Origin of the sequence: Streptomyces sp. NPDC050759 (assembly GCF_044456945.1) — a bacterium.
Lineage (GTDB): Bacteria > Actinomycetota > Actinomycetes > Streptomycetales > Streptomycetaceae > Streptomyces.
In genome coordinates, this window is the sequence record NZ_JBITGI010000009.1 from 380232 (window position 1) to 396766 (window position 16535).

Below are 16535 nucleotides of genomic sequence, written 5' to 3' on the forward strand. Positions count from 1 at the left end.
CCGGGCACGCTGCACAGCCTGCCCCAGGAATCGACGCCCACCCAGACCACGGCTTTGCGTACGTTCGCCGGTCCTACTACTGGCGGGGACAGGATGCTGGGCGTACGACCGTGAATACTTGCCGTATGAACGACATGGCCGAGGAACTGCCCGGAGGCCGCTCACTGGACCGGCGCGCCGAGCTCAGCGAGTTTCTGCGCACCCGGCGGGCCCGGCTGAAGCCGGAGGACGTGGGGCTGCCGGACTTCGGGCGGCACCGCAGGGTACCGGGGCTGCGCCGCGAGGAGCTGTCGCAGCTGGCGGGCGTCTCGGTGGCGTACTACACGCGCCTGGAGCAGGGCAACGGGCGCAACGTCTCGGCGGAGGTCCTGGACGCCATCGCCCGCGCGCTCCGGCTGACCGACGCCGAGCGCGCGCACCTCACGCATCTGGCGAAGCCCAAACAGCACAAGAAGAGGACCACCGCGCGCACCGAGCAGGTGCGCGGATCGATCCGGCAGCTGCTGGACTCGATCAACGTCCCGGCGTACGTCTCGGGCCGGCGGTCGGACATCGTCGCCTGGAACCGGATGGCGGCGGCGGTCTTCGGGGACTGGTCGGAGCTCCCGGCGCAGGAGCGGAACTGGGCCCGGTTGGTCTTTTTGCGGCCGGAGTACCAGAACCTGTTCGTACCGTGGGAGCAGAAGGCCAGCGACATCGTCAGCTACCTGCGCATGGACGCCGGCTGCCATCCCGACGACCCGGCGCTGTCCGCCCTGGTCGGCGAGCTCTCCGTGAAGAGCGAGGAGTTCAGGCGGCTGTGGGCCACTCATGACGTCAAGGAGAAGAACTTCGGCGTCAAGCAGCTCCGCCACCCGCTGGTCGGTGACCTGACCCTGAACTTCGAGTCGTTCCCCCTGTCCGACGGCACCGAGCAGGCCCTGGTCACCTACCACGCGGAACCGGGCTCGCCGTCGGCGGAGGCGCTGAGGCTGCTGGCGAGCTGGGGCGCGGACGCGACCCGGGCGGGCGAGTCCGCGCGCTCCTGACCGGGTCTCAGCCCTGGTACGGCGGTGCGGCTCCCCAGCTCCACTGCGGCACCGGCTGCTCCGCCGGCGGCTTGGCGTCCGGTCCCGAGAAGTGGACCGCGAGCCGGGTGCCCCACTCCACGTAGGCGAGGAACGCCGAGCGGAACTCCGCGTCGGTGGGCAGTCCGGCCTCGTCGGCGGCGTCCTGGATGAGGTTCACCCAACGGCGGCGCTGCGGCTCGGTGATGCCACGGCCCAGGTGCTTGGCGACCATGTGGCCGTGGCCGCCCTGGGTCTCGGAGTAGGCGGTCGGCCCACCGAAGACCTCCGCGAGCCAGAGGGCGACGTGCTCGGCGTGCTCGGGGGCCAGTCCGGCGAACACCGGGGCCAGGAGATCGTCCGCCAGGACCTTCTCGTAGAACACCGTGGTGAGCCGGCCGAAGGCCTCCGCGCCGCCCGCCCACGCGAACAGGGTGGGGACGGCGGCGCCCCGGCCGCGGACCGTCGTCGGTTTGTAGTGGCGCATCTCCTCGATGTTCTCGATGTACGGCCGGATCTCGGCGAGGAAGTCCGGGAACAGCTCCGACTTACGGAAGCCCTCCAGGTGGTCCTCGGTGGAGGTCCAGGTGATGCGCAGGACGAAGTGTTCGAAGTCCTCCTCGCAGCGCGCCAGTTCGTAGTCGACGCACTGCGGGGCGGCCGCGAGCTGGGTCGCGGCGTGGGTGTAGGCGGACAGGAACTCCGCCGAGCGGTCTTCCGGGATGCGGTAGCGGATGTACTCGACGGTCTCTGTGGTCATGGCCTCACACAAACACGGACGCCCCGCCGGAGGCTCCCCCTCCGACCCGGAGTTCGCTGTGGGCTCACCCCGGGCGGCGCCGGACCACGGCCACGTCGAGCTCCAGGGCCACCTTGCCGGCGATCATGCCCCGCCCCCAGGTGATCCCCCAGTCCCTGCGGTCGAGGGTGCCCCTGGCCGTGAACCCGAGCCGGAGGGCACCCCGAGGGTCGCTCTCGGTGCCGGTCCGCTCCAGGTCGAGGACGACCGTCCTGGTCACGCCCCGCACGGTCAGGTCGCCGGTGACCCGGAACCCCGGGCCGGCCGGTTCCACGGCGGTCGAGGAGAAGGTGAGGAGCGGGTGGCGGTCCGCGTCCAGGAAGTCGGGGCCGCGCAGATGCTCGTCGCGCTTGTCGTGGTCGGTCCGGATGCTCCGGGCCCGGATCGTGAGCCGGACGGCGGACCGCGACGGGTCGTCACCGTCCAGACGCGCGCTCCCCTCGAACCCCTCGAACCGGCCGCGCACCTTCAGGAGCAGCAGGGACCGGCTGACGAAGCCGAGCCGGGTGCGGGTGGTGTCCAGGACGTAGTCGCCGGTCAGCTCGCCGGCTCCGGTCGTGGCCGTCATGCGTCGGCGCTCGCGGCGGGAAGGGTCATGATCAGGCCGGGCTCGGGCGGGGCGCCCGTGAGCGCGGTGGTGTCGAGGTAGCGGATCTCGTAGGCGCGCTCGGTGAACCTCCAGCCGTCCGGGGTACGACGGTAGCGGTCGTGGTACAGGGCGTGGTTGGCGTGCGAACTGCCGTCGCGCATCCGCCCGAACTCCACGATGTACGCCCGCCCGTACGCGCTGTCGCCGTCGACCCTGACCACTCCCGGGTGCACGGTCTGCACGAAGTACTCCCACACGCCCCGCAGCCGTTCGATCCCGGCGCGGATCTCCTCGGGGCCGGTGAACTCGACGCCGGCGGCGGGTATCCGCAGGACGCCGTCCTCGGCGAACAGCGCGGCGAGGCGGTCGTAGTCCCGCAGCATCCCCGCGTCGGTGAACTCGCCCGCCAGTGCCTGGATCTCGATGCGGTCGGCGATGGCCCGCACATCAGTCATGGGTCTCCTCCTCGGTCTCACCGCTACGACGACACGGCCACCGAGAATGTGAGGACCTCACTTTTCGGGGTGCTGTCTCGTCGTAGTGGTGAGACCGAGGAGGCGACCGTCATGAGCACACCGTCCGAGCCGGCCCTGAGCGCGATCATGGGTGAGCGGCGCCGGCTGATCAACCTCGCGTACCGGCTCCTCGGGTCCCTCGCGGACGCCGAGGACGTCGTGCAGGAGACGTACGCCCGTTGGTACGCCATGTCGCCCGAGCAGCGGGAGGCGATCAGGTCGCCGGGCGGCTGGCTGACCACGGTCGCCGGGCGGATCTGCCTGGACGTGCTCGGCTCGGCGCGGGCCCGGCGGGAGAGGTACGTCGGTGAGTGGCTCCCGGAGCCGGTGCCGGACAGCGTGGAGTGGGCCGGCACCCCGGCGGATCCGGCCGACCGGGTCACCCTCGACGAGTCGGTCGGGATGGCCTTCCTCGTGGTGCTGGAGTCGATGACCCCGGCCGAGCGGGTGGCGTTCGTCCTGCACGACGTCTTCCGCTACCCGTTCGCCGACGTGGCCGAGATCGTCGGCCGTACCCCGGCGGCCTGCCGTCAGCTGGCCGTCTCGGCCCGCCGGCGGGTGCGCGAGGCCCGGCCCCCCACGACGTCGACTTCGACGGCCCGGCACGCGGGCGTGGTGCGGGATTTCAAGGTGGCCTGGCAGGCGAAGGACATCGGCGCTCTCGTCCAGCTCCTCGACCCGGACGCCGTGGCGACCAGTGACGGCGGCGGCCTCGTCACCGCCCTGCCCGTCCCGCTGCACGGCGGTGAGCCGATCGCCCGCTTCCTCGCCGGCCTCGTCACCGACGCCCCCGAGCTGGCCCTCCTGGAGCGCACGGTGAACGGCCGGCCGGGCCTGGTGGTCCAGGTGGACGACACCGTCGAGGCGGTCCTCGCCCTCGATGTCGAGGCCGACCGGGTCACCCGTATCTGGGCGGTACGGAACCCCGAGAAGCTACGGCCCTGGACGGCGGGCTGAGAAACGGAGAAGGCCCGCCGGAAGCAGTGCTTCCGACGGGCCTCTCCACTACCGCGTCCTACAGATCACTTCCCGTAGTACGCGTTGTAGATCGAGATCGTCGACTTGTTGCCCTTCTTGTCGGCGATCTTGGCGTGGAAGGAGATGGCCTTCCCCTTCGCCGGGTTCTTCACGGTGATCTTGCCGCCCGAGACCGTGACCTTCTTCCAGGTCTGGCCGTAGTCGTACGACACGTACACCGCGAGGGACTTCAGGTTGGAGCCCTTGGCGGAGCCCTCGACGGTCAGCGGGATCTTGACCGTCTTACCGGCCTCGACACGGCTGTCCAGACCCGTGGCCGCGTTGAAGCGGACCATCGAGGCGGGCAGCTTGGTGAAGTCGGCCGTCTTCTTGGACGCGAACGTCCAGCTGGCGTCGATCCGGGTGGAGGCCGCCGCGACCTTGACACTGCGCTTGACCGAGGTCGTCAGCTTGTAGTTGGCCTGGCCGGCCGGGACCTTGAAGGTCTTCTCGCCGAACAGCGGGTCGTCGTTCGAGCCGACCTTGACGCCGTTCTTGTACAGCGTGGTGTTGACCGAGGTGAACACCGACGAGCCGGCGTGGCCCTGTCCGTCCGCGAACAGCGGGAGGGAGCCGAAGATCTCGTTGCCGTCGCGGTACAGACCGAAGTTGGCGTTGAGATGCGGGCCGAAGACCGCGGTGTTGAAGGTCTTCGCGTACGACTTGCCGCCCTGGAAGGACTGCGTGGCACCGAGCGTGTAGTACGCGTCGGCGATCGGGAAGCCGTCCGGGTCGACACCGCTGTCCTGCTCGAACTCCAGCCCCCACTTGACACCGCTGACGGTGGACAGGTGCAGGGTGCGGGTGCTGGGCAGGGTCTGCTGGATGCCGATCGAGGAGGCGGAGAAGGAGCCGGGCAGCCAGCCCACGGCGTTGACCGAGCCCTTCTTGCCGCTGGCGGCGGCGCCCATGGCGACCTTCACCTTGGCCAGCTCGCTCGCCTTGTAGTGCTTGGTGTAACCGGTGGCGAACTGCTTGACCTTGCCGCCGGCGACGGTGTCGTACTGCTCGGTGGCGCCCTTGCTCCAGTGGCCGTCGAACTGCTCGCTGAGCGAGCCGTCGGTCACCTGCGGACCGAAGTGCGCGGTACGGAAGCCCGCGTACGAGTCCAGGAACCAGCCGAAGCCGTAACCGCCGTCGGCCGTGTCGATCTCGAAGCCGGGCGAGGCGAACTCCGACTTGGCGGCCGTGTCGGGCACGGTGATGTCGACCGGCTTGGCCTTGCGCGCGTCCAGCGTGACCGTCGTGTTCTTCGTGACGTTCAGCTTGGGCTGGACCAGCCAGTCGGCGCCCTTGGTGAAGTCCTCCGGGTCCACGTAGTACGCGGAGTTGAGGATGTAACCGCCCTTGGGCACGCGGACGGTGACGGTGCCGTCTGCCTCGTACGGCGCGAACATCTTGCCGTTGGCCAGGCCGGAAATGCCGTACAGGCCGGCGTCGTAGTTCTTGGTCGGCTTGCCGTCTCGGTCGAGGACGTTCAGCGTGACGTCGTAGGACTCGACCTCCCGCTGCACCGCCGCCGCCGTACGCACGGTCTGTCCGCCGCCCGTCGCCGTCACGTACGCCGAGTAGGCGCCGTCGAGCGTGCCGCCCAGTTTGGTGTTGACGGTGACGTCGACGGAGGCCTTGCCGCCCGCCGGGACCGTCACCGTGGTGGCGGCCAGCTTGAAGAAGCCGGCCGGGGCGGCCTGGCCCTTCGGGTTGGTGGCCGTCGACGACAGCTTCAGCGTGACGTCCTTCGTACCGAGGTTGCGGTACGTCACCTGCTTGGTGACCGGCTTGTCGTCGGTGTGCGGCCACTGCTGGGTGCCGAAGCTCACCGAGACCGGGTCGGCGATCACGCTCTGCGTGATGGCCTTGTCGACGGCGATACGGCCCGAACCCTGCTGGAACGGCGTGTACTTACCGCCCTTCGCCGAGCCGGTCAGGGCGCCCTTGAGCTCGGAGAACTTCCAGTCGGGGTGCTCCTGCTTCAGGATCGCCGCCGCGCCCGCGACATGCGGGGTCGCCATCGACGTACCGGAGATGGTGAGGTAGCCGGCCGGCTTCTCGCCGACCTCCTTGTCGATGAGGCTGCCGGGAGCGGCGGCCGCGGTGATGTCCACGCCGGGCGCGGTCACGTCGGGCTTGATCTGCCCGTCGAGGCCGGGGCCGGTGCTGGAGAAGGAGGCCAGCTTGTCCTTGTCGTCGACCGCGCCGACGGTCAGGGCGGAGGCCGCCGAGCCCGGGGAGCCGATGGTCTGGTCGCCGAAGTCGCCCTCGTTGCCCGCGGCGATGGCGAACAGGATGCCCTTGGTCTCCGAGAGCTTGTTGACCTCGGCTTCCAGCGGGTCGATCTCCGGGGTGTCGCCGCCGCCGAGGCTGAGGTTGACGACGTCGGCGCCCTGCTCGGCCGCCCACTCCATGCCGGCGAGGATCTGCGAGTCCTCGCCGTAGCCGTCGTCGCTGAGCACCTTGCCGTTGAGCAGCTTGGCGCCCGGCGCGACACCCTTGTACTTGCCGTTCGACTTCGCGCCGGTGCCGGCCGCGATGGAGGCGACGTGGGTGCCGTGGCCGAACTTGTCGGTCGCGTCGGCGGAGGTGGAGAAGTTCTTCGCCGCGATCACCTGGTCCTTGAGGTCCGGGTGGGTGGCGTCGATGCCGGTGTCCAGGACGGCGATCTTGACGCCCTTGCCGTTGTAGCCCTTGGCCCAGGCGGTCGGGGCGCCGATCTGCGGCACGGACTTGTCGAGGCTGGCCTTGCGGACGCCGTCGAGCCAGACATGCGCGATGCCGGAGGCGGTCTTGTCGCCGTTGGTGACCGCGTCCCACAGCTCGGGCGCGTCCTCTGTCGGCGTCTGTACCGCGTCGGCGTTCAGGGAGGCCAGAGCGTGGCGGAGCGTGCCCGCGTCCCGGACGTCGCCCTTGGCCGCGCTCGCCGCGCCCTTGTAGCCGACGATCACCTTCAGTCCCTTGCTCTGGGACTTGCGGGTGGCGGCCTTGTTGAGCTCGGTGACGTCGAACAGCCGCTGGTCGAGCTTGCCGCTCGACACCAGGCGGACGACGTCGGACGGCAGCACATAGGTGTGACCGTCGGCCTTGCGGAGCTGAACCGGTATGTGCTCGCGGCCCTTCGCGGGCTCCAGGCCCACGACGCGGCCCTTGGCGTCCACGACGACACGGTCACCGGTGATCAGGGTGATGCGGTGCTTGGGCGTGAGCTGCGCCTTGTTCGACTGCGAGACGCTCGACGTCTTCGCGTCCGCCGACGCCGGGCTGGTCATGCCCGCCGCGAGCGCTACCGCCGCCGCCGTGGCGATCGTGGCGGCGCATGCCTTTTTCACTTGTCTGCGCAAGATTCCCCCTTGCAAAAGGACCGGGTGAATTCCCCGTTCACCCGGGCGGGGGCAGACTCGCACGCGTATACGTGCACCCCCCGGTGCTCGAAGTATGCCGAGGGGTGATCACGAGCTCAATAGACAACTGCCTGACAGGAAAGTCTGTTACAAGACTGCCGGGTTCAGGGGGAGTTGAGGTTGCCGGTTCAGGGGGCGGCGTTCTCCTTCACGGTGATCCTTCCCTTGCGGATCGTGGCGACGCGGGGGGCCTTCTTCGCGATGGCCGAGTCGTGGGTGACCATGATGAAGGTCAGCCCCAGCTCCTTCCACATGCGTTCGAGTACGTCCATGATCTCGTCGCGCATCGACTCGTCGAGGTTGCCGGTGGGTTCGTCGGCGAGGAGCACCTTCGGCTGCTTGACGAGGGCGCGGGCGATGGCGACGCGCTGCTGCTGGCCGCCGGACAACTCGGAGGGCAGATGCCTCAGACGCTCCCCGAGCCCGACGGAGGTGAGGGCCTCGGCCGCCCGCTCGCGCCGCTCCTTCGTCTTCACGCCGAGGGGTACGAGGGCGGTCTCGACGTTCTCCTGGGCGGTGAGGGTGGGGATGAGGTTGAAGGACTGGAAGACGAAGCCGATGTTCTCGCTGCGGACCTTGGTGAGCCTGGCCTCTGACAACTTGGCCAAGTCCGTGCCGTCGAGCACGACTTCGCCCTCCGTGGGCTTGTCCAGTCCGCCGAGCATCTGGAGCAGGGTGGACTTGCCGCCGCCCGTGGGGCCCTGGATGACGAGCCGGTCCCCGTCGGCGATGGTGAGATCGACACCGGCGAGCGCGTCGACGGTGTCCTTGCCTCGGGAGTAGCGCTTGGTGACGCTTCTGAGTTCGTACATGGTCACTCCTGGGTGGGTGGGGTTCGGGGTGGTGCGGATCGTTGTCGGCTGCGGGCCGGTGGGGGCTGGTCGCGCAGTTCCCCGCGCCCCTGGGTGCGGCTCCGCCAGGTGGGCGCGACCAGCCACGACGCTCCCGCAGCCGCAAGACCACAGGGCCAGGCCCCGACGTCCTACTCGACGCGGCGCAACGCGTCCGCCGGCCGCAACCGGGACGCGCGCCAGCCGCCGAACGCGCCGGCGATCAGACCGCCGGCCACCGCGAGACCCACCGCGATCGACACCGTCGTAAGACTGACCGGCGCGGTCAGGGCCACGTCCAGCGTCTTGGCGGCCGCCTGCCGGCCGGGGCCACCGAAGCCGCCCCCGCCACCTCCGCCACCACCGCTGGCGCCGCCCAACTGGGCTTGCAGCGTGGGGCTGATGGCCGTGACGACGTACGCCCCCGCGAGACCGAGCGCGATGCCCAGCGCCCCGCCCAGCAGCCCGTTGACCATCGCCTCACCGACGACCTGCCGGGTCACCCGCCCCGACTTCCACCCCAGCGCCTTGAGCGTGCCGAACTCCCGCACCCGGCGCGACACCGCGGACGAGGTCAGCAGACCGGCGACGAGGAACGCGGCGACCAGGACGGCGATCGACAGCCACTTGCCGACGTTGGTGGCGAGCGAGGACGCGGTGGAGAGGGAACCGGAGACGGTGTCCGCGAGGTCGGCCGACGTCGTGACGGTCGTACCCGAGATGTTCTTCTGGATCGTCGACTTGACGTTGTCGATCTTCTGGGAGTCGGTCGCCTTGACGTAGATCGTGGTGACCTTGTTCTTCGAGTCGCTGAGGGTCTGCGCCTGGGTGAGGGGGATGTAGACGTTGGCGGCCGCGTCCCCGCTGTCCGCGGTGGCGATACCGATCACCTTGAACTTGACGCTCTTGATGGTGACGGTGGAACCGACCTTGAGCTTCTTCTCCTTCGCGTACGCGGAGTCGATGACGGCGACCTTCGCGGTGGTCTCGGTCGACGTGAACGTACGGCCGCTGGTGATCTTGGAGGAGGTCAGCGGGCCGAGGGCCGCCTTGGTGACGTCGGTGCCGAAGACGGAGTAGTTGTTGACGTCGAAGTCGGCGCCGCCGCCCCGCACTTCACCCTGCGGCTGCCCGGTGCCGCCGTTGCCGCCCGGCCGGTTCCCCCCGTTCTGGCCCTGCTGGAACTGTCCGCGGGTGAACTGCCCGCTCACCTTGATGACTTGGAGGCTCAGTCCGCCGACCGCGTCCGATACCCCGGTCTGCTGGTCGACCTTGGTGACCGTGGAGGTGGACAGGGTCTGGAACCCCTGTACCAGCACCCGGTCGCTGCTCTGCTCCGAGCCGGAGCCGTTGTCCTGCGCGTCGAACTGGAAGCGCGGCCGCTCGGACGAACCGGCCTGCGGCTGGGCGGCCTTGGTGACCGTCATGTCGGTGCCCAGCCCGTACAGCGACTGGAGGACCTTGTCCTGGGCCTTCCCCATGCCGGACGACACGGAGCTGACCACGATGACCAGCGCGATCCCGAGCGCGAGCCCGGAGGCGACGACGAGGGCCGCCTTTCTGCGGCGGCGCAGTTCGCGCCTCAGGTAGGTGAAGAACATGGCCGCAAGCTAGGTACGGCGCGTGATGACTGCATAAGCCCCGAATAAGAGCTGCATGAGAAGGCTGTCCATGAGCCTGCAAGAACCCTGGACGAGCCTGTCAGAAACAGGGCGGCGCCCGTTTTCATCGCCCGGCAAAAGCTGAGGGCGGCCACCCCATCAGGTGACCGCCCTCAAATGACCGTGTCAGCCGGCGACCGTCAGACCGCCGACCCCGCCTTCCAGTCCGCCCAGCTCAGGTTCCAGCCGTTGAGGCCGTTGTCCGGGGCCACCGTCTTGTCGCCGGTGTTCTGGACGACCACCACGTCACCGACGATCGAGTTGGTGTAGAACCAGTAGCCCGGCGTGCCCTTGTCGTTGGCGCCCTTGGTGTCGGACAGGCCCACGCAGCCGTGGCTGGTGTTCACGTTGCCGAAGACGGACTTGGCGCCCCAGTAGTTGCCGTGCACGAAGGTGCCGGAGTTGGTGAGCCGGATGGCGTGCGGCACGTCCTTGATGTCGTACTCGCCCTTGCCGTCGTCGTCGGTGAAGCCCACGGTCGCGCCGTTCATGCGCGTCTCCTTGAACTTCTCGGACATCACCATGACGCCTTCGTACGTCTTGTTCTCCGGCGAGCCGGCCGAGATCGGGATGGTCTTGATGACCGCGCCGTTGTGCGTGATCTTCATCTGCTTGGTCTTCGCGTCGACGTACGAGACCTGGTTGCGGCCGATCTTGAAGGTGACCGTCTTCTGCTGGACGCCGTAGACACCGGAAGCGCCCTCGACACCGTCGAGCGCGAGCTTCAGCGTGACGGTGGAGTTCTCCTTCCAGTACTCGTCGGGACGGCAGTCCATGCGGACGGTGGAGAACCAGTGGCAGACGACCTCCTGGCCGCTGCTGGAGGAGACCGTGATGCCCTTCTGCACGGCCGCCTTGTTGGTGATCTCCTTGTTGAAGTTGATCGACACCGGCATGCCCACACCGACGGTCGAGCCGTCCTCCGGCGTGAAGTTGCCTATGAAGCTGTTGGCCGGGGAGACCGTCGTGAACGAGGCGTTCTCGTGAGCGACGAGACCGTCGGAGTCCTTGGCCTCCGCGGCGACCTTGTAGGTCGTCGAGCGCTCCAGCTGGGTGCTGGGCTTCCAGCTGGTCTTGTCGGCGGACAGTTCGCCGGCGACCTTCGTGCCGTCGGTCGTCGTCATCGTCACGCCGGTGAGCGTGCCCTTGCTCACGGTGACGGCGGCGGAGTTGTTGATGGAGGCGTTGTCCGTGCCGTCCTTGGGCGTGATCTTGATCTCGGCCTGGGAGCTCTTCTTGGCCGCCGCCTCGTCGGCCTTGGCCTGCGAGGTGTCGCTGCCGCCGCCGTTCGACGAGGAGTCGTCGCCACCGGAACAGGCCGAGAGCACCAGCACCCCGCCAAGCAGAGCGGACGCGACCGTCAGGCCCCTGCGCCGCTTACTGACCGTCATCACACGCTTCTCCATCGTTGCCGAATCTCAGAAACCCCGAGAGTCCCCGTCAATAAAACCTCAACGCTACGACCGGTTCGTCCCGTTCCACCTTCTGAGAAGGTGTGGGGCACACCACGTCCACCGAGGTGGAAGGTGTGTCTGTCGGTCCGTGCGACCCGTGAGACGACGAAACCCCGGACGGCGGTTGCCACCCGGGGTCACGATTTTCCCGAGCACGCTCAGCCGACGGCCTCTTCTTCCTCGTCTTCTTCTACATCATCCTCGTCGAGGTCCCAGTCCGGCGAATCCGGGTCGTAGTCGATCTGCTCGCTGCTCCAGGAGGCCTGGGCGAGTTCGACGCCCGACAGGTCCCCGACCAGGTCGAACGGGTCCACGAGATAGGCGAGCGCCTCCGCAGTGTCTTCCGTCACAGCACCCTCGGCGTGCGCCCGCTCGTCGTCCGGCATGTCCGGATCCTCCGCGATCCGCGCCAGCGCGGCCCGGGTCACGGCGTCCTGGTCGTCGACCTCGACGACGAGTTCCACCCGAAGCCGTACAAAACGTGATGTCTCTTCAGTGCTCATGCCCGGAGCGTAAAGCCCACCGCTCCCGTGACTTTCCCGTGACCCGCGCCTTTCACTAACATCGCCCCACACGGCCAATTCGCCAGCACCACAAGGGGATCGATATTCCGTGTCATCCGTTCGCCGTCCGTTGCTGACCGCCACCGCCGCGGGGACCCTTCTGGGTGCCCTGTGGTTCGTCCCGTCCGCCAACGCGACCCAGGACAGCCCGGCGAGAACAGAGCCGTCTCCGCAGGTCACGGCACAGGCGCGGGTCACGACCACGAGCGCGGAGACGTCCGTGGACGACACCCGGCTCGCCGACACCGGCAGCTTCGACACCACGCCGTACGTCGTCGGCGGCACCCTGTTCCTCACGCTGGGTGCGGGCTTCGTCGTCTATTCGGTACGCCGGGAACGGCTGGGCTTTTAACGGGCTTGACGTGCTCTTGGCACAACCTTCATAGTCCGCGCATGAAGAGATCATCGACAGCCTGCTCAGCTGCCAAGGCGACCGTGGGCGTGCTGTCGTTCGCGCTCCTCACGGGATGCGGCGGGGGTTCGGGCGACGACCCGAAGGCGTCCGAGAGCCCCCGGCCGTCGAAGGTGTCCCCCGCCGCTAAGGCGCTCGGTGCGGCCGAGCTGGAGAAGCTTCTGCTCGTCCAGAGCGACCTTCCCCGGGACAAGATCTCCGACGGCGACGACACCCTGCCGAAGTCCCGGAGCGAGCTGAAGACGGACAAGGCCGAGTGCGCCCCGCTCGCCTACGCCCTGACCGGCCTGCCGCCGGGCGACACGGACGCGGGCGCGAGCAACTCCGTCACGTCGGAGGAGCGCGTCGGGAACTCCTTCGACGTGACCATGACCAGCGTGGGCCTCTCCTCGTACGAGGGCGACGGCGCCGAGAAGGCCCTCGAGGCCGTCTCCGACGGGATCGCCCCCTGCTCCGGCGGGTTCGGCATCACGGCCCAGGGTGAGGAGATGAAGATCACCAAGGTCGCCGCGGGCAAGGCCTCCGGCCAGGGCGACGACTCGGTGGCCTTCGTCCTGGACGCCGACATGGACGGTGAGGGCACGGGCACGTTCACCGTCGAGGCGGTGCGCGTGGGCACCCTCGTCTCCACGTACTACTCGGTCGACTTCGCCTCGATGCAGAGCGGCAAGGCGTCCACCGTGCCGCTCCCCGTGATCAGCGCCCAGGTGGGAAAGCTCACCGCAACGGCCCGGTGACCGCCTCCACCGCTTCGACCAGCCGCCCCTCCCGCACGAACACGTCCGCCGCGGCGAGATCGGGCGCCAGGAACCGGTCGGGACCCGGGCCCTCGACACCCGCCTTGCGTACGGCGCTGATGACGGCCTGCGTCGCCGGCGCCGGGCTCAGGCCCTCGCGCAGCTCGACGGCGCGCGAGGCCGCGTACAACTCCACGGCGAGCACCCGAGTGAGGTTGTCGACGGCGGTCCGCAGTTTCCGCGCGGCCGACCACCCCATCGACACGTGGTCCTCCTGCATCGCGGACGAGGGGATCGAGTCCGCGGACGCCGGGACGGCCAGCCGCTTCAACTCGCCGACCAGCGCGGCCTGCGTGTACTGGGCGATCATCAGCCCGGAGTCGACACCGGCGTCGTCCGCGAGGAACGGCGGCAGCCCGTGGGACCGGTTCTTGTCGAGCAGCCGGTCGGTGCGCCGCTCGGCGATCGACGCGAGATCGGCGACGGCGATGGCGAGGAAATCAAGCACATAAGCCACCGGCGCACCATGGAAGTTGCCGTTGGACTCCACCCTCCCGTCCGGCAGCACAACAGGGTTGTCCACCGCCGACGCCAACTCCCGCTCCGCCACCAGCCGCGCGTGCGCCATGGTGTCCCGCCCGGCCCCGGCGACCTGCGGCGCACAGCGCACGGAGTAGGCGTCCTGGACCCGGGGCGCGTCGTCCTGGTGGTGCCCGGTGAGCTCCGAACCCTCCAGCACGGCCAGCATGTTGGCGGCCGAGGCGCCCTGCCCCGGATGCGGCCGGATGGCGTGCAGCTCGGGAGCGAGCACCCTGTCGGTACCGAGCAGCGCCTCAAGGCTCAGCGCGGCAGTGATGTCGGCGGACTTGTAGAGCATGTCCAGATCGGCGAGCGCCATGACCAGCATGCCGAGCATGCCGTCGGTGCCGTTGAGAAGGGCGAGCCCTTCCTTCTCCCGGAGCTCGACAGGCGCGATCCCGTGCTCGGCAAGCAGCTCACCGGCAGGCCGCACGACCCCGTCGGGCCCCTCGGCGTCCCCCTCCCCCATGAGGGTGAGGGCGCAGTGCGAGAGCGGCGCGAGATCCCCGGAGCAACCAAGTGACCCGTACTCATGGACAACCGGCGTGATCCCGGCGTTGAGCACGTCGGCCATGGTCTGCGCGACCTCGGGCCGCACCCCCGTGTGTCCCGAGCAGACGGTCTTGAGCCGCAGGAACATCAGCGCCCGTACGACCTCCCGCTCCACCCGCGGCCCCATCCCCGCGGCGTGCGAACGGACGATGTTGCGCTGCAACTGCGCCCGGAGCTCCGGGCTGATGTGCCGGGTCGCGAGGGCACCGAAGCCGGTGCTGACGCCGTAGACGGGCTCGGGCCTGGCCGCGAGGGCGTCCACGATCCCGCGGGCCGCGGCCAGAGCGGCGACCGCCTCCTCGGAGAGCTCGATACGGGCACCGTCCCGCGCCACGGCCAGGACGTCGGACGCGGTGACCCCGGACGTCCCCACCACCACAGTGTGCATATCCATATTCAGGAGCGTACGCACTGAATTCCAGGATGTCACTACTGGGTCGGGGTTACGCCCCTTACAAACACAGACCCCCTCAGGGCTGCCGCCCCCGGAACGTCCGCCGCTCTCCCGCCTGCCCCGACGGAGCCGCATCGGCCAGCCGTACGACGGGATCGTCGGGCCCTCCCCGCCCCGCGACGACGGGCCTTTGGGCACGCTCGGCCTTGGCCCGGTACTGCGCGGCATCGGCGAGCCGGAAGAGCCGCCGGGCGGACCGAACGGGCCCGATGGGATCCGCGGTGGAGGCGACCCCACAGGCCACCCCCTCCCCCAACTCCAACTCCCCGGCCCTCCGGCAGAGTTCATCGGCAGCCCTCACCACGTCGTCGGCGGACGGCCCGACGGCGAGCAGACAGAACTCGTCGCCCCCGAGCCGCGCGGCCAGGGTGCCCGGCAGCATGGCCCCGCACAACGACAGCACCGACCCGAAACGCTCCAGCAGCCGGTCGCCCACGGCGTGCCCACGGGTGTCGTTGACCCGCTTCAGCCCGTTCAGGTCACACACCACGAGGCTGACGACGACACCGTCCTTCTTGTGCCGGTCGACGGCCTCGTCGAGCCGCGCGTCAACGGCACGGCGATTGGCGAGCCCGGTCAGCGCGTCCGTGAACGCCAGCCGTCTCGCCTCCTCGAGCCGCTCCGCCTGGGCGATTCCGGCGGCGACGACGGCGGCCAGAACGGTGGCGAAGTCGGCGTCCTCCCGCCCGAAGACGGGGGCACCGGCGGGCCGGGCCACATACAGCTCCCCCCAAGCCCGTCCATTGAGCACAATCGGAGCGACGACACAACTCCCACGCCCCCTCCTGCGCAGCGCGGCGACACGCTGATGCACATACCCGGGCCGCCCCCCGGCCGCGGGCCCCTCCGCCGTCTCGACCCACGCGTTGGGCTCACCGCCCCCGGCCCACCGCTCGTGCAGAAACTCGGTGATCTCCGGGAACTGGTGCACGGGGTAGGCCTCACCGTCGGGAAACTCCTCCTCACCGGCGGCCAGCTCCCCCACGTTCACCAGCACCCTGAGCCGCCCGAGCTCCCGCTCCCACACGGACAACGCGGCAAAACTCCCCCCGAGCGCACGGCACGCCCCAGCGGCGGCGGCCCGCCACGCATCCCGCGAGCCGTGGGCCGCCGCCATGCCCTGAGCCAACGCCACGACGGCGGCCAGCCGGATGTCCTCACCCATCACTCCAGGCTAGGGAGGATTCGGGTGGGGACCCGGTTGTGGTTGGGCCGTTCGAGAACGTGCGGGCCGCCCATGGGCAGTGCCGCAGGTTGCCGGGCGGCTGCGGGTGAGTGGGGGCTGGTCGCCCAGTTCCCCGCGGGCCGCATGCGCGGGGCTTGGGCCGGGCGCCTACGGGGGTGCCGGGTCAGGTTGTCGGGCGGCTGCAGGCCGGTGGGGGCTGATCGCGCAGTTCCCCGCGGGCCGCATGCGCGGGGCTTGGGCCGGGCGCCTACGGGGGTGCCGGGTCAGGTTGTCGGGCGGCTGCAGGCCGGTGGGGGCTGGTCGCGCAGTTCCCCGCGCCCCTGGGGAGTTGCAGTCACCTGCGCCACGACGGGCCGATCCCCACCTCGCGCACCACGACGGGCCGTTCGTTCCTCCGCGCGCCACAACGGACCGCTCGCCGCACCGCGCGCCACGACGGGCCGTTAGCCGCGTACGGCGGCAAGGGGACGGGGTGGGGGGTGTCCGCCCGCAGCGGCCGGCGTCCGTTACCGAGCACAGCCAAAGCAGCCGAGCCGCCGGACCGAGGACGGACACCCCCCACCCCGGCCCCGACCCCCCACACACCCGCACGCGCTACACAAGCCCCCACCGGAGCCGAAACGGGCCGCCGCAGGCACAAAGGGGCGCGGGGAACTGCGCAAAACGCCCGCCCCCACCCACCCCGCACGCACACCCGTCAAACCGCCGGAGGCCACCGCGGAGCCCGCCGCTCATTGAACGCCGCC

General features: G+C 69.7%; 14 protein-coding genes. 4 read left to right on the top strand and 10 right to left on the bottom strand.

Features of this window, described 5'->3' with window-relative positions:
• Positions 1-125: 125 nt before the first annotated feature.
• Entirely contained in the window at positions 126-1028 is a 903-nt protein-coding gene (locus ACIBJB_RS27270) for a helix-turn-helix transcriptional regulator (RefSeq protein WP_398933978.1), read from the top strand.
• Between the two features lie 7 nt (positions 1029-1035).
• Here ACIBJB_RS27270 and ACIBJB_RS27275 read toward each other — a convergent pair whose 3' ends face one another.
• The 3 genes from ACIBJB_RS27275 to ACIBJB_RS27285 all read right to left on the bottom strand — a co-directional run bounded on the left by ACIBJB_RS27275 (position 1036) and on the right by ACIBJB_RS27285 (position 2889).
• Complete coding sequence (locus tag ACIBJB_RS27275) at positions 1036-1806, bottom strand: group II truncated hemoglobin (protein ID WP_398933980.1); 771 nt, start codon at positions 1804-1806, stop codon at positions 1036-1038.
• Positions 1807-1870: 64 nt separating this feature from the next.
• Positions 1871-2413, bottom strand: a complete 543-nt coding sequence (locus ACIBJB_RS27280; RefSeq protein WP_398933983.1) for a YceI family protein — start codon at positions 2411-2413, stop codon at positions 1871-1873.
• Positions 2410-2889 carry a nuclear transport factor 2 family protein gene (locus ACIBJB_RS27285; protein ID WP_398933985.1) on the bottom strand — a complete coding sequence of 160 codons (480 nt, stop codon included), beginning with the start codon at positions 2887-2889 and terminating at the stop codon, positions 2410-2412. Before ACIBJB_RS27285 ends, ACIBJB_RS27280 begins: the two co-directional genes overlap by 4 nt.
• Positions 2890-3000: 111 nt before the next feature.
• On the opposite strand from ACIBJB_RS27285, the gene sigJ reads away from it, so the two are divergent.
• A complete protein-coding gene (sigJ, locus tag ACIBJB_RS27290; protein WP_398933987.1) occupies positions 3001-3906 on the top strand; it encodes an RNA polymerase sigma factor SigJ in 906 nt (301 codons plus the stop codon).
• 65 nt (positions 3907-3971) lie between these two features.
• On the opposite strand, the gene ACIBJB_RS27295 is transcribed toward sigJ, so the two are convergent.
• The 5 genes from ACIBJB_RS27295 to ACIBJB_RS27315 form a co-directional block, all read right to left on the bottom strand.
• Complete coding sequence (locus tag ACIBJB_RS27295) at positions 3972-7289, bottom strand: S8 family peptidase (RefSeq protein ID WP_398934044.1); 3318 nt, start codon at positions 7287-7289, stop codon at positions 3972-3974.
• 200 nt (positions 7290-7489) lie between these two features.
• On the bottom strand, positions 7490-8173 hold the full coding sequence (locus tag ACIBJB_RS27300) for an ABC transporter ATP-binding protein (protein WP_398933989.1): 684 nt from the start codon (positions 8171-8173) through the stop codon (positions 7490-7492).
• A 170-nt stretch (positions 8174-8343) separates the two neighbouring features.
• Positions 8344-9792 (bottom strand): ABC transporter permease, encoded by a 1449-nt coding sequence (locus tag ACIBJB_RS27305; RefSeq protein ID WP_398933991.1) that lies wholly within the window; start codon positions 9790-9792, stop codon positions 8344-8346.
• Between the two features lie 200 nt (positions 9793-9992).
• Positions 9993-11258, bottom strand: a complete 1266-nt coding sequence (locus ACIBJB_RS27310; protein WP_398933993.1) for an Ig-like domain-containing protein — start codon at positions 11256-11258, stop codon at positions 9993-9995.
• 206 nt (positions 11259-11464) lie between these two features.
• Positions 11465-11809: a hypothetical protein gene (locus tag ACIBJB_RS27315; RefSeq protein WP_398933995.1), complete on the bottom strand. Its 345-nt coding sequence runs from the start codon at positions 11807-11809 to the stop codon at positions 11465-11467.
• Between the two features lie 130 nt (positions 11810-11939).
• On the opposite strand from ACIBJB_RS27315, the gene ACIBJB_RS27320 reads away from it, so the two are divergent.
• Both ACIBJB_RS27320 and ACIBJB_RS27325 read left to right on the top strand, forming a co-directional pair.
• A complete protein-coding gene (locus tag ACIBJB_RS27320; RefSeq protein ID WP_266568632.1) occupies positions 11940-12221 on the top strand; it encodes an LPXTG cell wall anchor domain-containing protein in 282 nt (93 codons plus the stop codon).
• A 41-nt stretch (positions 12222-12262) separates the two neighbouring features.
• On the top strand, positions 12263-13018 hold the full coding sequence (locus tag ACIBJB_RS27325) for a hypothetical protein (protein ID WP_398933997.1): 756 nt from the start codon (positions 12263-12265) through the stop codon (positions 13016-13018).
• On the opposite strand, the gene hutH is transcribed toward ACIBJB_RS27325, so the two are convergent.
• Complete coding sequence (hutH, locus tag ACIBJB_RS27330) at positions 12999-14537, bottom strand: histidine ammonia-lyase (RefSeq protein WP_398934046.1); 1539 nt, start codon at positions 14535-14537, stop codon at positions 12999-13001. The genes ACIBJB_RS27325 and hutH overlap by 20 nt on opposite strands.
• 82 nt (positions 14538-14619) lie before the next feature.
• Entirely contained in the window at positions 14620-15768 is a 1149-nt protein-coding gene (locus ACIBJB_RS27335) for a diguanylate cyclase domain-containing protein (RefSeq protein WP_398933999.1), read from the bottom strand.
• Positions 15769-16535 lie beyond the last annotated feature (767 nt).

Bases quoted from the DNA above. Each gene is read 5' to 3' on its own strand.
- ACIBJB_RS27270 (WP_398933978.1), top strand. From the start codon at position 126: ATGAACGACATGGCCGAGGAACTGCCCGGAGGCCGCTCACTGGACCGG.
- ACIBJB_RS27275 (WP_398933980.1), bottom strand. From the start codon at position 1,806: ATGACCACAGAGACCGTCGAGTACATCCGCTACCGCATCCCGGAAGAC.
- ACIBJB_RS27280 (WP_398933983.1), bottom strand. From the start codon at position 2,413: ATGACGGCCACGACCGGAGCCGGCGAGCTGACCGGCGACTACGTCCTG.
- ACIBJB_RS27285 (WP_398933985.1), bottom strand. From the start codon at position 2,889: ATGACTGATGTGCGGGCCATCGCCGACCGCATCGAGATCCAGGCACTG.
- sigJ (WP_398933987.1), top strand. From the start codon at position 3,001: ATGAGCACACCGTCCGAGCCGGCCCTGAGCGCGATCATGGGTGAGCGG.
- ACIBJB_RS27300 (WP_398933989.1), bottom strand. From the start codon at position 8,173: ATGTACGAACTCAGAAGCGTCACCAAGCGCTACTCCCGAGGCAAGGAC.
- ACIBJB_RS27305 (WP_398933991.1), bottom strand. From the start codon at position 9,792: ATGTTCTTCACCTACCTGAGGCGCGAACTGCGCCGCCGCAGAAAGGCG.
- ACIBJB_RS27310 (WP_398933993.1), bottom strand. From the start codon at position 11,258: ATGGAGAAGCGTGTGATGACGGTCAGTAAGCGGCGCAGGGGCCTGACG.
- ACIBJB_RS27315 (WP_398933995.1), bottom strand. From the start codon at position 11,809: ATGAGCACTGAAGAGACATCACGTTTTGTACGGCTTCGGGTGGAACTC.
- ACIBJB_RS27325 (WP_398933997.1), top strand. From the start codon at position 12,263: ATGAAGAGATCATCGACAGCCTGCTCAGCTGCCAAGGCGACCGTGGGC.
- hutH (WP_398934046.1), bottom strand. From the start codon at position 14,537: ATGCACACTGTGGTGGTGGGGACGTCCGGGGTCACCGCGTCCGACGTC.
- ACIBJB_RS27335 (WP_398933999.1), bottom strand. From the start codon at position 15,768: ATGGGTGAGGACATCCGGCTGGCCGCCGTCGTGGCGTTGGCTCAGGGC.